General features: G+C 37.1%; 14 protein-coding genes. 10 read left to right on the top strand and 4 right to left on the bottom strand.

Annotation, left to right across the window (positions count from 1 at the left end; genetic code table 11):
* Positions 1-128: 128 nt before the first annotated feature.
* From V3595_RS08990 to V3595_RS08950, 9 genes are all read left to right on the top strand, one after another.
* On the top strand, positions 129-770 hold the full coding sequence (locus V3595_RS08990; RefSeq protein WP_485906678.1) for a hypothetical protein: 642 nt from the start codon (positions 129-131) through the stop codon (positions 768-770).
* Positions 771-1,129: 359 nt separating this feature from the next.
* Positions 1,130-1,804: a GntR family transcriptional regulator gene (locus V3595_RS08985; RefSeq protein WP_485906676.1), complete on the top strand. Its 675-nt coding sequence runs from the start codon at positions 1,130-1,132 to the stop codon at positions 1,802-1,804.
* A 19-nt stretch (positions 1,805-1,823) separates the two neighbouring features.
* Positions 1,824-2,708 (top strand): hydroxymethylglutaryl-CoA lyase, encoded by an 885-nt coding sequence (locus tag V3595_RS08980; protein WP_485906674.1) that lies wholly within the window; start codon positions 1,824-1,826, stop codon positions 2,706-2,708.
* Between the two features lie 123 nt (positions 2,709-2,831).
* Positions 2,832-3,995: a CaiB/BaiF CoA transferase family protein gene (locus V3595_RS08975; protein ID WP_485906672.1), complete on the top strand. Its 1,164-nt coding sequence runs from the start codon at positions 2,832-2,834 to the stop codon at positions 3,993-3,995.
* Positions 3,996-4,201: 206 nt separating this feature from the next.
* Positions 4,202-5,533 (top strand): CitMHS family transporter, encoded by a 1,332-nt coding sequence (locus V3595_RS08970; protein ID WP_485906671.1) that lies wholly within the window; start codon positions 4,202-4,204, stop codon positions 5,531-5,533.
* Positions 5,534-5,751: 218 nt separating this feature from the next.
* The gene (locus V3595_RS08965) at positions 5,752-6,288 is read left to right on the top strand and encodes a gamma carbonic anhydrase family protein (protein ID WP_101221520.1); all 537 of its coding nucleotides are present in this window, start codon (positions 5,752-5,754) and stop codon (positions 6,286-6,288) included.
* Positions 6,289-6,593: 305 nt separating this feature from the next.
* Positions 6,594-6,899, top strand: coding sequence for a YerC/YecD family TrpR-related protein (locus V3595_RS08960; protein WP_485906669.1), 306 nt, complete (start codon positions 6,594-6,596; stop codon positions 6,897-6,899).
* Positions 6,900-7,535: 636 nt separating this feature from the next.
* On the top strand, positions 7,536-8,945 hold the full coding sequence (locus V3595_RS08955) for a processed acidic surface protein (RefSeq protein WP_485906667.1): 1,410 nt from the start codon (positions 7,536-7,538) through the stop codon (positions 8,943-8,945).
* Position 8,946: 1 nt separating this feature from the next.
* Positions 8,947-9,582: a class D sortase gene (locus V3595_RS08950; protein ID WP_485906665.1), complete on the top strand. Its 636-nt coding sequence runs from the start codon at positions 8,947-8,949 to the stop codon at positions 9,580-9,582.
* A gap of 298 nt (positions 9,583-9,880) precedes the next feature.
* On the opposite strand, the gene V3595_RS08945 is transcribed toward V3595_RS08950, so the two are convergent.
* The 4 genes from V3595_RS08945 to V3595_RS08930 all read right to left on the bottom strand — a co-directional run bounded on the left by V3595_RS08945 (position 9,881) and on the right by V3595_RS08930 (position 13,411).
* A complete protein-coding gene (locus V3595_RS08945; RefSeq protein ID WP_485906663.1) occupies positions 9,881-10,270 on the bottom strand; it encodes a DoxX family protein in 390 nt (129 codons plus the stop codon).
* A 94-nt stretch (positions 10,271-10,364) separates the two neighbouring features.
* Positions 10,365-10,595, bottom strand: coding sequence for a hypothetical protein (locus tag V3595_RS08940; RefSeq protein ID WP_485906662.1), 231 nt, complete (start codon positions 10,593-10,595; stop codon positions 10,365-10,367).
* Between the two features lie 432 nt (positions 10,596-11,027).
* A complete protein-coding gene (locus tag V3595_RS08935) occupies positions 11,028-11,609 on the bottom strand; it encodes a YitT family protein (RefSeq protein ID WP_485906660.1) in 582 nt (193 codons plus the stop codon).
* Positions 11,610-11,905: 296 nt separating this feature from the next.
* A complete protein-coding gene (locus V3595_RS08930) occupies positions 11,906-13,411 on the bottom strand; it encodes a DHA2 family efflux MFS transporter permease subunit (protein WP_485906658.1) in 1,506 nt (501 codons plus the stop codon).
* Between the two features lie 529 nt (positions 13,412-13,940).
* On the opposite strand from V3595_RS08930, the gene V3595_RS08925 reads away from it, so the two are divergent.
* Complete coding sequence (locus V3595_RS08925; protein ID WP_485906656.1) at positions 13,941-14,759, top strand: TIM barrel protein; 819 nt, start codon at positions 13,941-13,943, stop codon at positions 14,757-14,759.
* Positions 14,760-14,765 lie beyond the last annotated feature (6 nt).

Raw genomic sequence — 14,765 nt, 5'->3', positions numbered from 1 at the left:
ATTTAGAGTTGTTACTGTCCGGAAACTTGAGGCCTTCAGAAGGAATCTATATATGATAAAATAAAAATAAGCCCTACTCCAAAATGCATGATAGTAGGGCCTTATTTTTATTCTGAAGGGAATTCATTATGACTGCATTAATTGGTAAAAAGTTTGAAAATGGTGTTTTTATTATGGCTGATAAAAGAATAACCTATAGAGGAACCGAAACCTTTAGTGATGATGAAAAAAAAGTAATAGCATTAAATCAAAATGTAATTTTTGCCTTTGCGGGTGTTAAAAATATCATCGATACGTGCATGGAAGAACTAAAAATGTTTTCTCTTGGAACAAATTCAATTGAAGAAATCGAGGCACAATCTCAAAAATTATTTAGAAATTCATTGGAGGCGTTCCAAAAATTATATCCTGAACAGGATTATGCAACTGTTTATTTATTGGCAGGGTTTACAGCTGATGGTATACCTCGTGTCACTTACTTCTCATCAGATGATGCTTTTCAAAAAAGCAATCCTCTCGATTTTTTTTATAAAACATTTCCGAATACAGAAATGATGTATCTCCGGAATTATTTAATAAATGAAGTGGATGCCACCAGAACAGATCTAAAATATTTTATCATTAAATTTTCTTCTGCCATCCGACAGATAAACAATGAAAAGGTTAGTAAGACTGCGTATTCTATATTCTTAACCAAAAATGGCTTATTTGAGATAGACATTGATGAGGATGGAATGATTAAGATTGTACAAATGAATCTCGATTGTTAAAACAAAGGTGATAATGCTGACAGCAGATTCATTTATTTTTAGATTAAAGAAGCTATTTAACTTTAACGCGGTGAAAGCTAGCCGTTTTACAGAATATATGCTTTAATGTATAAGCTTGCAGTAGGGGGAAAGTTATAATAACATTTAGAAAAATTGTGAAATTAGCGAGGGAATTGTTCTAATTACACTATTTTCACAGTGAAGGGTAGGTGCAACCTAAAAAAATCGAGTCTTTTGTTATGAAGCTGCAGAAAAAAATATCACACTATAGTCAAAAACATCCATTTGATTTATGATAATGTAAACAAATATTTTTTTGTATACATTATCTGAAAATTATGACTATGGGTGTGATAAAATTGAAGTTAAAAACAGTACAGTCGCAAACTCTACAAAATCAAGTATATGAATATTTACATGAACAAATTGTAAGCGGCAACATACCTCCTGGCCAACGAATTGTGGAAGGAAAAGTTTCTCAGGAGACAGGTGTCAGCAGAAGTCCAATCCGAGAAGCAATCCGCAGGTTAAACAGTGAAGGTTTAGTTTCCGTCAGTCCAAGAGGCGGAGTAAGAGTGTACCGCGCAACCTTTTCAGATTTTAAATATCTTTACGAATGCCGGCTAAGCCTTGAACCTACAGCTGCGTTTTATGCAGCTTCACGTATGAATGAAAAACAGCGTAAACAATTGTCAGATTTAGTTGATAAAATGAACCTCATGGTTGATAAGAAAGAGCTTGGAAAATTAAAGATCCTAAGCAGCCAATTTCACTACCTGATTGTGGAGGCTAGTGGTAATCCTTATTTGATGAAAATGATGAATCAGTTAAATGCATTAATTTCTTTTTATCGAAATGCCGTATTGAATATCCCGAAGAGAATAGAAGCAGGTGCCGATGAACATAAAGCGATATGGAATGCTATTAAAAATGAGGATGGGAAAGCTGCTGAGGAGTTAATGAAGGCACATATTCAACGTGATTATCAATTTTATGTTTCCATGTACTCAGGTGTTAAGGATGACGAATATTAATAAAAGGAGAGTGAAAAAAATGATTTTTCCAGAAAAACTTAAAATTCGTGATGTTACATTGAGAGATGGCCTGCAAAATGAACCTGTATTTGTAGAAACCGATCAAAAGATAAATAAAATTAAAAATTTAATTGAAGCAGGATTTGACCGCTTGGAAGTCACGTCCTTTGTTCATCCAAAGTGGGTTCCTGCTATGAAAGATGCGGATGAATTAGGACAAAATCTGCCAATGGCTCGTGGAGTAGAATATGAAGCCTTGGTCCCAAATAAACGAGGATTAGACAGGTTCCTAAATTCAAAGATTCACAATGCGCTTTTTTTCCTCTCTGCGAGCACCCAGCATAACCAGGCAAATTTAAATAAGAGTTCTAATGAATCTTTAATTGAAATTAAAGATTTAATTGAAGAAACGACTAAGGAGGGTAGAAAAACAATTGGTGCAATTTCAACGGCATTTGTTTGTCCGTTTGCCGGGATCGTACCATACTCAGAGGTGGAAAGGATTGCAGAGTACCTCGTTAATAATGGGGTTTGCGAATTAGGCCTGGGTGATACAATCGGCAAAGCAACGCCGAGACAGGTATATGAATACTGTAGCCGTTTGGTAGAGAAGTTTCCGGATATTCCTATTGGGCTTCATCTGCATGATACGTATGGATACGGTTTGGCAAATGTTATGGCTGGGATACAGGCTGGTGTTCATTTAGTTGATGTAGCCCAAGCTGGACTAGGAGGATGTCCATATGCTCCTGGGTCTCCTGGGAATATTCAGGCAAGTCGTGTAGTAGAATTTTTAGAAAAACAGAATATCAAAACAGGTTTGGATTTGGAACATTTAACGACATTAGATACCGAATTTCCCCAACTATTAGGAAACAGTAAAGAATTAACGAAAACAGTATAAAGTTAATTCAAAATTAGGAAAAACCACACAGTTAATTGTATACGTTATTAGAATATTCAGAAAATTAAAAATGAAAGTTAGGAACCAGGTAGGATATGTTAATAATTGAAGGGCGGGAATACAATGAGAAAACCTTTAGAGGGTATTAAAGTTTTAGAATTAGGTAACTTTGTAGCAGCTCCGTTTGCCGGGAAGATTTTTGGTGAATTTGGTGCTGAAGTGATCAAGGTTGAGGATCCTAATAAAGGGGATTCTTTACGAAATTGGAGAGTGATGCATAACGGAACTTCCCTGTGGTGGTACGTGCATGCAAGAAATAAAAAATCTATAACTCTTAACCTTCGTGAAGAAGAGGGGCAGGAGATGGTTCGGGAGTTAGCAAAAGATGCGGATGTAATTATTGAAAATTTCCGTCCAGGAACGTTGGAAAAATGGGGAATTGGCTATGAAGATATTAAGAAAATTAATCCAAGTATCATTATGACAAGGATTTCTGGTTATGGCCAAACAGGCCCTTACCGAAACAAAGTAGGATTTGGCAGCGTTGCGGAATCAATGGGTGGCCTACGGTACCTGACAGGATTTCCTGATCGTCCCCCAGTTCGAGTTGGTTTAGCAGTTGGTGATTCTATAGCAGGTTTATATGCTGTGAATGGTACGTTAATGGCATTAAGAGCGAGAGATAACGATCCATTAAAAAGAGGACAATATGTGGATGTCGCTCTAACTGAAGCGGTATTTTCTTTGCTAGAAGGCGTGCTGCCAGAATACGATTTAAAAGGAATAATAAAAGAAAGAACAGGTGCTACCTTGGAAGGAATTGCTCCTTCAAATACCTATATATGTGCAGATGGTAAATATATCGTCATTGCGGCAAATAGCGATAGTATTTTCAAAAGATTTGCGCATGCGATAGGACGGCCAGAATTTGCGGAAAATCCGACTTATTTAACCAATAATGGCAGAGCTGAAAATGCAGAATATCTAGATCAAGTCATTGAAGAGTGGACTAGGAAACACTCACAAAAAGAAGTCCAAAAAATATTAGATGAGGCTGGTGTGCCGGTAGGGCCTATTTATAATATTGAAGATATTGTAAGGGATGAACATTATCAAGCACGTGATATGCTTCAGACGGTCACTTTGCCGGGTGGGGAGCAGGTACTAGTTCCAGGAATTGTACCAAAACTATCTGAAACTCCGGGCAGCATTGAGTGGATTGGTCCTGAACTAGGACAACATAACAAAGAAGTCCTTGGGGGAAAAAAATTGAATCAGCAAAAATAGTTTACTTTATCCTTGCTTGCCAAACCTTAAAACATATCATGCCTGTCTGTTGGCTTACACAGGTAAACAGGGAATGAAAATCTTTAAGATAAAAGGGGGTTATAATGCTTCTTTTCTGACCTGAGAAAAAAAGATATGGTTACAGTAAATTTCCAGGCATATTTGAAAGCGGTACCAATAACGAACCTTGGGGAGGAACTAAGTTTATGTTATCTATTTTAGGATTTGCTATGATTTGTACCTTCTTATTTTTGATTATGTCAAAACGTATATCTCCGTTTATTGGCCTAACAATTGTACCTATCATTTTTGGTTTAATCGGAGGATTTGGACCAGAATTAGGGACGTTGATAATGGAAGGTATTCAAAATGTAGCGCCTACCGCTATTCTTTTGTTATTTGCCATTTTGTATTTTGGTGTCATGGTAGATACAGGGTTATTCGATCCATTAACCTCAAAGATTATAAAGTTAGCTAACGGAGATCCACTAAAGATTATTGTAGGAACTGCTGTGTTAGCGGGAATTATTGGATTTGATGGTGATGGATCCACGACGATGATGATTGTTGTAACAGCTTTTCTTCCTCTATATAAAAAAATGGGGATCAGTCCTATCATATTGGCCTCCATTACAATCATGCAAATTGGTATCACAACACTGGTTCCGTGGGGGGGACCTGCTGGCCGCGTAGCGAGTGTGTTAAATCTTAATCCAACGGAATTATATCTTCAAATGTTGCCTGGAATGCTTGTATGTTTGCTGTATGTTATTGCCGTTGCTTATTTTATCGGTATGAAAGAACGAGCTAGATACAAAAAGGAAAATACAGAATCTTTTTCTATCCCTGAAGCTAGAATAATAGATGCTGCAATCGAAAGCGCTACAATAGAAAATATCTCACCAAAAAACACAAACATTAAGCGTCCTAAACTAATTTGGATCAATTTCCTTGTATCAATAGTTATCATGGTTGCCATTGTACTAGAATGGTTACCTGCTGCCGTACTCTTTATCATTGGTACCGCACTAGGACTACTCATTAATTATCCAGTCTTAAATGATCAACGAGATCGGGTCGCCGCTCATGCACCTAATGCAATAGCAGTGGTTGCCATGGTTTTTGCTGCTGGGATTTTCTCAGGAATTTTCAAAGGTACTCCAATTTCTGAATCTATGGCACAATCGATTGTTTCAATTATCCCTACAGACCTTGGTCCATATCTGGCTTTAATAACTGCGGTTGTTAGTGCACCTGCCATCTTTTTAATTGGTCCTGATGGATTCTACTTTGGGATTCTGCCAGTCCTGGCTGAAACTGCTTCTACTTACGGCATTGATACTTTATCAATTGGAACAGCTGCATTATACGGCACTCCTTTTGGTATTATGGGTCCACTCGTAGCATCTGTTTATTTATTGATTCACATAACGGGTATCAGCCTAGGTGATCTTCATAAATATGCAGCAAAATGGTCTTTAGGGATTTTGCTTATTTATATCATCGTAGGAGTGATTTCAGGGACAATCTCTTTCTAAAAAATGAATTCTAAACAAAATCATTGGAGAGAAGGAGGACAATCCAAAGGTAGCTGCATATGTGGAGACATATAAAGGATGGAACCGTGGCAGTTGTATGCAGGGGCCAGATTTAAGATTCTTATACTATATTAATAGTGTTTAAGAAAGGCTCCGAATAGAGGTTCCTTTGGTTTTATTATGGAATAATGAACATATTTTAAAAGGAGGAATAAAGAATGATTCATAAATTTAAAGGACACTTCCCCAATGTACATTCAAGCTCATATATAGCCCCAGGAGCACAGTTGATTGGAAACATAGAACTTAAGGAAGATACGTCCGTTTGGTTCAATGCCGTTTTAAGAGGGGATAATGAGAAAATAACGATAGGAAAAGGATCAAATATTCAAGACGGTGCAATAGTTCACGTGGATCCAGGTTTTCCAATTAAAGTCGGTGAAAATGTTACTGTCGGGCATAACGTGGTTCTACATGGCTGTACTGTAGAAGATGGCGCGTTAATTGGTATGGGCGCAACAATTTTAAATGGAGCAGTAATCGGAGAAGGCTCTCTAATCGCTGCGGGGGCTCTAGTTCCAGAAGGAAAGATAATTGAACCGGGTGTTTTAGTAGCCGGAGTTCCCGCTAAGGTCATCAGAAAACTTACACCAGAAAACATAGAGCAGGCAAAAGAGGGAGCATCACAGTATATCAAAAATGGCGCTCTATATAAGAAAGAGAACATAAGCGTAATAGAGAAAGCATTCAAATAATTAGAATGCACTTGTACGTTAAAAGTGAGAAGGCAGGCTGTCCGCAAGATTGGACGAGTCTGCTAAATTATTAATAAAACGGTAGAAAGATTTGGAGTAAAAAGCAAAAAAACCTTTCTGCATTTTTATGTAAGGCCTTTTGAATGGGAGTTGCAAGGTATATATTGCATTTCATACCTGCTTCCAAGTGTGATTAAAGTGTCAGTCAGTTGAAATTGGTTCCCGATTTAGAATGGGGAGGCAATAGGAGCGCATCCTCAATGTGAAGATAAATATTATTTTGAAAACTTTATTGGAGGTCAGTTATGTACAAAAGTAAATTGTCTGAAAAAAACATACAACAATTATTTAAGGCTATCCTTTCTTTACGGACACAAGAAGAGTGTATGGCTTTTTTTGATGATTTGTGCACAATGAATGAAATAAAAGCTTTTACCCAAAGACTAGAAGTTGCCAGAATGCTTCGGGATGGCTTTACATATGAAGGAATCGAGGCAGAAACTGGTGCCGCTTCAGCTACTATTTCAAGAGTTAATAAACTATTGAATTATGGGAGTAATGGTGGGTATCAGATGTCGTTAGATCGCATGGATACTACTAAAAAATTGTAAGAGTAACTGCAGTTGGGTTTGACTTTTTGGGTCTAGGTTCATCTTTTATATATAGAAGAAACGCGTCAATAAATAGCTTTTCATTTTCTTTTAAACATACATCACTTGAGATTGTCATTTACAGTCTCTTTTTTTGTTTGAAAAAGTGTAATCGAAGATAACTTTTATAAGTTAGAAGGATACACTTACAGGAAATGGGGAGTTGCATCTTGTTGTAGAAGAGGGAGCATGAAGATGGATTATGTCTTTTTTCGCTATGTCTAAACGCATAGTTATAGGATGTGAATTCCGGTACTTTTAGACTGATTACTTTACTTGATATGGCAAAATTGATGGTTGAATAGATGGTTAGCCCGGCGGTCAATTTGTTGTTAATTTTTCGCTTAAGTTAAATTTAGTAGGAATACAATATTAATAATTCTTTTATCTGAAGACACAAGGGGAGGGGTTGTTGTAATCGTTATATTAATAGGAAGAAATACGTCTTTATAAGAAATAAATGCTGCAAATGCTTGTTTGCAAAGTAAGTAAAATAGCAATTTTTCCTTATTGGAAAAAATAACTTCATTGTTAAATTATTGTTATTACCTTATAATTTTCTAGAAACATATGAAATGTTATGAATAGGAGAAAAGTATGAAAAAACTGTGGGCGATTTTAGTTTCATTTACGTTGTTAATTAGCTTATATCCGCAATTAGCATCGGCAGCACCAAGCAAAAATTTTGAGCAAGAACTTACAAAGTATTTAAAAGAGGTAAGCCTTGTCAGGGGTTTTGAAGTGACGAAGGATGATATTGAAACATCTCTTTCTTTTTACGATGAAAGTATTAAAAACTTTGAATCTATTGGTGATTTAAAAGAAGCCTTGGGCGAAGTCATTAAGGCAGATTTAAGTAATTTAGATGCCATTTATGAAGATTATAGTCTAACTAATGAGAGCCTAATTAATCTATTACACGAAAATGGCGAAGAGCTAGACGATTATATCTTTATCTGGGACCTCGATGAAGCTGTTTATTTCTATACAGAAGAGGGCGATTTTGAACGCGATCCAAACTTTGACAAAGAATTAGTAAATTATTTAGCCAAGGTTAGCAAGGAAAGAGGCCTCGAAGTAACAAAAGAAGATATCGAAGCGTCATTGGAACTTTATGATTTCAGCCTGGAAGAATTTGAATCTGTCGAAGAACTTAGCGAATTCTTGGGTGACGTCATAAAGGCAGATCTAAGCAACTTAGATTATTTTAATGAGAATTATGAATTGGATAAACAAGCCTTGCTTCAAATGTTGGAAGAAAATGGTGAAGATATTAACGATTATATATACATAGATAATCTTGAAGAAACTGTTTGGAACCTTACTGGTGGCGGGATGGATGGTGAGGTTGCCGATGATCTGCTTCCCATTTTCGAGGAAGAACTCGGTTTAACGGAAGAGGAACTACAGCGGCTTGAAGACCACTTAATGTCTTTGGAAGAGCATCTTTCCAATCCGGAAACAGTCAAGCAACTAGAAGAATTGGGCAACCGCATGATGGCTTTCGAGGAATTTGATGTAGCAACCGAGCTTACAGCTGAACAGATAGCTGAAATGGCATCAATTTATGAAGAATTCCTTTCCATCTTTAAGCTTAATGTATCCTATTCCCTTGTGAAAAGTGGCTCGGAATCACCTGTATCCCTTATGGATTTAATGAAATTGGAAGAATTGAAGGGTGCTAACCTGAAAATAGCGATATATAATACTGACGGGAAGTTCTTGGCTGATCTTTTAATAACAGGTGAAATGGTCGATTCTGACACTCTTACTAATGCAGGCTGGCAAATAAAGGAATCTGCAAAAGAGGTGCAAAAAACCAATGAAAAGGCACCAGTTGCTAAACCAGTAAAACAAAAGATCAGTACTCATACAAATTCAGAACATCAAACCGTAAAAGGAGCTAAACTGCCAAATACCGCTTCCGATTATTTGCCTAGCGCCCTTTTAGGACTATTTCTTGTCTTGTTCGGAAGCTTGATGTATCGAAAAATTAGGAAAGCTTAATATGAAACAATTAAAGAAAAAGCGGTTGCTGCTGCTTTCTTGTACAATTGCCATCATTTTATTTGGGATTTGGTTTTCCACATCCAATCTGTATAAGTTTGCAAAAGGCTACTTTCTTTACAAGACTCATGCTCCAAGTAGCCAAGTAAATGAAACAGTACAGAAAACACCAAGTGATAAACCAGCAAGTAATAAAACAACAAAGAAAGATCTATATCCTGTCCGCCCTGAAACGGGTGAAGAAATCGGGGAACTGTATATACCCAAACTAAAAACAAAACTCCCTATTTTCCATGGCACAAACGAGGATGAATTGGAAAAAGGCGTTGGTCACTTTGCAGGAAGTGTGCTACCTGGTGAAAATGACAATTCCGTTCTTTCCGGTCATAGAGATACGGTATTCCGTAAACTCGGGCAAGTTGGCGAAGGAGATTTGTTGATAGTAAGAACATCGGCAGGAGAGTTCACATACAAAGTCAACAAAGTTCGAATTGTGGATGAGGATGATCGAACCGTAATCGTACCAAAGCCACGGGCAACGCTAACCGTCAGTACCTGTTACCCCTTTGATTATATCGGGTCAGCACCTGAACGCTATATACTTGTCGCTTATTTGTCTTCAAAAACAGTAAGTTAATCATCTAATGCTCAATTAAAAGAGTCCCAATAAGGAAACCCTATTGGGACTCTTTTAATTTCTATTTAGAAAGGTAAACGAAGATGAAAGCATATATCACTCCTTCCTCTTTTTAACCAATAGATTTAGCTATGCTTTTCTGCCCTCTGTACCTTCAAGATATCTCTGTACGGCTTGTAGCTGTAAATTTGGCCATAAAGAAACTGCACCTCCAATTGTTGGAAGTGTCTAACAATTGGGGTGCAGTTCATCATCGGTGTTTTTTCATTGCTAATTTATTTATATTGTTAAGCTATCCTTATTGCTCGATGTGCTCGATGTAGCGGATTTTAACTATTTTATGATGATAAATATAAGAGCCGGCTATCAATATATATCCGATAATGAAAAGCAGCCATTCACTGGCAGGGTCGCCCACTGATATGCTTGAATACATAGCACCAGTCAAATCAAATACAAAACCGGCATAAGCCCATTCCTTGATTCTCGGAAAGCCTGGAATAAGTATAGCCACGACACCTAATAATTTGGCAATTCCAATAAAGGGTAGGAGGTAGGTAGGATAACCTAAATGATTAAATAAAGCGACTGCATTGGGAACAGACATTATATCCGGAATAGAACCCAAAACCATTAGTGCCACTAAAAGCCCTGTAAAAATCCAATATATAATTTTTATTTTTTTCATTTATTCTCATTCCCTCCCTTAGATTGACATTCTAATCATATTCCACTTTCCTTTTTTTAATGCATTCTAAAAATATTGAACTTCAACAGTAATATCACGAGTGCAGCATGAAATCACGAGTAAATATGCTGAATTCACGAGTAAATAGCCAAAACTCACGAGTAAACGGCGCAAACTCACGAGTAAAACAGTAAAATTCACGAGTAAACGGCGCGAAATCACGAGTACAGCACGAAATCACGAGTAAAACAGCAAAATTCACGAGTAAATAGCCAAAACTCACGAGTAAAACAGCAAAACTCACGAGTAAACGGCGCGAAATCACAAGTAAAACAGCAAAATATACAGTAAACGGCGCGAAATCACGAGTGCAGCACGAAATCTCGAGTAAACGTGCGACTGTCTGCCAAGCCGCATCAAAGCAAGTGTCTTCGGGAACTCGGCTAACCAGTTTTTCGGCAGGAGTGTCGCAAATTTCTTAAATCAAGTGAGGATTTCCTCCGTTTGATCTTTTACATCCTTAAGAGAGGGTTGATCACAAAATCATGAATTGTCCAATTGTTCTAGTCTAAAAGTCCACTGCTTGAAGGTAATTTGGAGTTTTCTTTAATGTAAAAGGCAGTGGCTACTTTAACCACTGCCTTTTTGATAAAATTTCAAGAATATTCCAAGAATAGCTTTGCTGCTTTTATCCCTGAAGTGTTGGTCGATATGTATAGTGAACATTGCGAACACTGTATTTGACCCTTTTACAGCTTTATCTTGTAAAAAAGTTTATTGATTTAAAAGAATTGATTAAAATGACGCATAACCCGACACAGGAAATCGTGATGAGGGAATACATTAACTTTAAGTCTTTCAATATAATAATTCCGGCAATTACTATGAGAGAATCAATGATAAAAATAATAATTCCAGGATTAGTTGCTGTAGCTTTAGAGATTAATAGTGCTAGTAAATCCACTCCACCGGGGCTAATATGTTGTCTCAGCATACAACCGACACCAATCCCAATCGTCATTCCGCCGATAATGGCACTTGTTATGATCGGTAGATGAACCAAACCGTTTAGTGGTGTTAGCCAATCAATAATGGTTGATGTAAAAGCTAACCCAAGGATGGCATTAAAGAAATAAGACTTATCGTATAGAAGAGATAGAAGGTATATGGGAATATTGATCATGATCATGGTATGCCCAACCTGGATTCCCCAAACATATTTGATTAACAAACTTATTCCAAATATCCCGCCATTTATTAGATGAATGGGAACGATAAACATGTTAATACCAATTCCAATGCAAAAACTTGAAAAAAGCAGGGTAACTAACTTTTTCATTAATACATTCCCCTTGTCCAAATCATTATCTTAAAATATATGAGAGGAATGTAAATATATACTCAGCATATTGAAAGTACCAGTGCAATTTGTGAATTGTTGGCTTTCTTTAAATGATGTTCTGAAATTTAGCCGTATGAGAGCGGCAGGATCAAAATACCTGGGGCCAGGAAGTAATTTGGGCAAAAAAAGAGACACTCATAAAAAGTGTCTCTTTTTTTGGCATTTATATGTCTTCATGGGGCAAGTCAGTTTAATAATATAAGAATTTTTTTACCTTGGAAAATAGGTTGAATTTAGCCTTGATTATTCAAGCTGCTTTTTTTTGATAGGCGATTTGTAATGGTATCTTCTTGCGGTGATGTTTGCCGTATATAGAAGGCCAGTATGAATGCAACTATGGTCAAACCTGTTGCGATCATGAATGCATCATCCACTCCCATTACGCTGCCTTGTTTAATGGCCATCGCCATTTGTGATGTATTATCTGGTGATATATTCCTTTGAGATAAGATTTCCTGTACATGTTTCGTTCCCTGGTTTGTCATGATGGACACAAAGAACGCCATGCCAACTGCGCCTGCTACCATTCTCAATGTATTGACCATTGCTGTTCCATATTTATTTAGGCTAAGTGCCAATTCATTTAATCCAGCTGTGAAGATAGGCATCATCAGTATCGACATTCCAAACATTCTAATCGTATATACCCATACCACATAAGAATAGGACGTATCTGTTTCAAGCCGCGCTAAAAGATAGGTTGTAATGATAGTGATGGCAAGTCCGCTCACCGCAAGCCATCTTGCACCAAATCGATCAAACAGCTTTCCGGTGATAGGAGACATGATCCCCATTAAAATCCCGCCAGGCAATAGCATGAGACCGGATTCCATCGGAGTAAATCCACGGATATTCTGCATATAGATTGGCATGATGATCATTCCGGAGAACATACCCATAGTTGCGATGATGTTGATGATTGTCGTTAAAGTGAACATCCGATACCGAAAAATTCTAAATTCCAAAATAGGATGAGATACAGTGAATTGCCTCCAGACAAATAAAGCTAAACTGATTCCTCCAACAAGGAACATCGTCAGTACTTCGGGACTGCCCCAGCCCTTGGTACCGCCTGTAGCAAATCCATATAGAACTCCGCCGAATCCGATAGTGGATAGAATTACACCCAGTTTATCGAGTTTAGGCCGGCTGGTTTTCCCTACTTTTTTAATGATGAAAATGGCAAAGATGAAGTCAAGCAGGGCGAATGGGAAAATGATAAAAAACAGAACTCGCCATGAATAGTTTTGGATAATCCATCCTGATAATGTCGGTCCTACAGCTGGGGCAAAATTCATCGCGATACCAAATATGCCCATTGCGAAACCTCGTCTGTTAGGCGGAAATAAAGTGAAAATTACATTTGTAATCAACGGGAACAAAATCCCCGCACCTGCAGCTTGAACCACACGTCCGATCAATAAGACGGAGAAGCTGGGGGCAATTCCACATAAAAAAGTTCCTAATGCAAAGAGTCCCATCGAAGCAAGATATAATTGTCTTGTATTGAATCGTTCCATTAAGAAAGCGGTAATCGGGATGACAATCCCATTGACCAATAAGAAGATTGTAGTAAGCCAATTAGCTGTTGCAGCTGATATGTCAAAATGAGTCATTAATTGAGGCAATGCGATATTGATTAAAGTCTGATTTAAGAAAGCGACTAGAGCACCAGCCAGCATCACCGCAAACATGGGGCCTGTACGAATTTTAGTGATGGCTGTTTTGTCGTGATTCATTATTATGGCACGTCCTTTCCGCTAGGGCAGTACAAATTCTACTGCCTGCGATTTTTTCAAGTTATAGAAACTAATTCGTCTCACGAAGTATTAGTGTAAACTAACCTATATTTTCCAATAAAATACACCATTTAAGGAGATTCATCTCAATTTACGGCTTTTTTGAGGTGTTTATTCTTTATTAACCACTCACTTGACAATAATTCAGGATACATTCTCTTGGAAATCCCCCAGGTTAACATCCATTCTACAGGTATATCATATTTCAAACAATAATCACCAATATAATACTTACAATGTACCAGAGAAATTTTTGCACTAGGTTTAAATACTTTAACATTCTATCATTCGTAGTCACTAAAAAATAGTTAATTGATAAAAAGGTGTGATGAACAATAAAATCACGACTTTTCCGTATTTTGCGAATTAATATTTTTTAAATATTCGAAATAATTATTGCAATCAATGTATTGGTTAATTATAATACAAAACATAACAAATAAAAAGTCGTTTTAAGGGGGTGAAAGAATTGAATATTGCAGGGATGAATATCACTTTTAGGCATTTCCCTTTTCATTATTTTTTGGATTGCATGGACAACCTTGAGATTAAAAGCATTGAATTATGGGGTGGGGAGCCGCATTTGTATGTTTATCGCAACATGCTAGGAAATATAAGGAGTTTGAGAAGGGAAATTAAATCTAGAAATATGAAAATCATCTGCTATACTCCAGAACAATGTATTTATCCTTATAACATTGCATCCTCGGATGCTCATTGGCGAAAAAAAAGCATTGAATATTTTATGGAAAATCTTTACGCCGCGCTGGAGTTAGACACAAACATGATGCTTATCACTTCTGGAATAGGGGACTTTTCTGTTTCACAAGAGGAATCATGGAAGTATGCAAGTGACTCAATCTTTCAATTAACCAAAGTAGCTGAGAAGGAAGGTTTGATTCTTGCTTTACAGCCATTGACAAAATATGAATCCAATCTGGTAATTGACTCTAAGGGGCTAAAGAAAATGTTAGAGGAAATCCAATCTCCTTCGCTAAAAGGAATGATAGATACAGTTTCCATGCAACTGGCAGGTGAAACACCTGATGAGTACTTTTCCTTTCTTCCCGAATTAAGCCATTTTCACCTAATGGATGGAGATGGTCAATCAGATACGCATTTGGCACTAGATGATGGTGTTTTAAATTGGAGAGAATATTTAGCGAGCCTTAAAAGCCATCGTTACAAAGGAAGTTGTACTCTAGAGATTATGGGATCAAATTATTATCAAAATCCAAGTGATGCAATCATGAAATCTATTGAAAAAGTAAGGGAATTGGGAATTTAATCATCT

Source organism: Bacillus sp. CFBP9009, assembly GCF_036541465.1.
Taxonomy (GTDB): Bacteria; Bacillota; Bacilli; order Bacillales; family DSM-1321; genus Peribacillus.
This window is presented reverse-complemented; position numbering and strand designations above follow the sequence as displayed.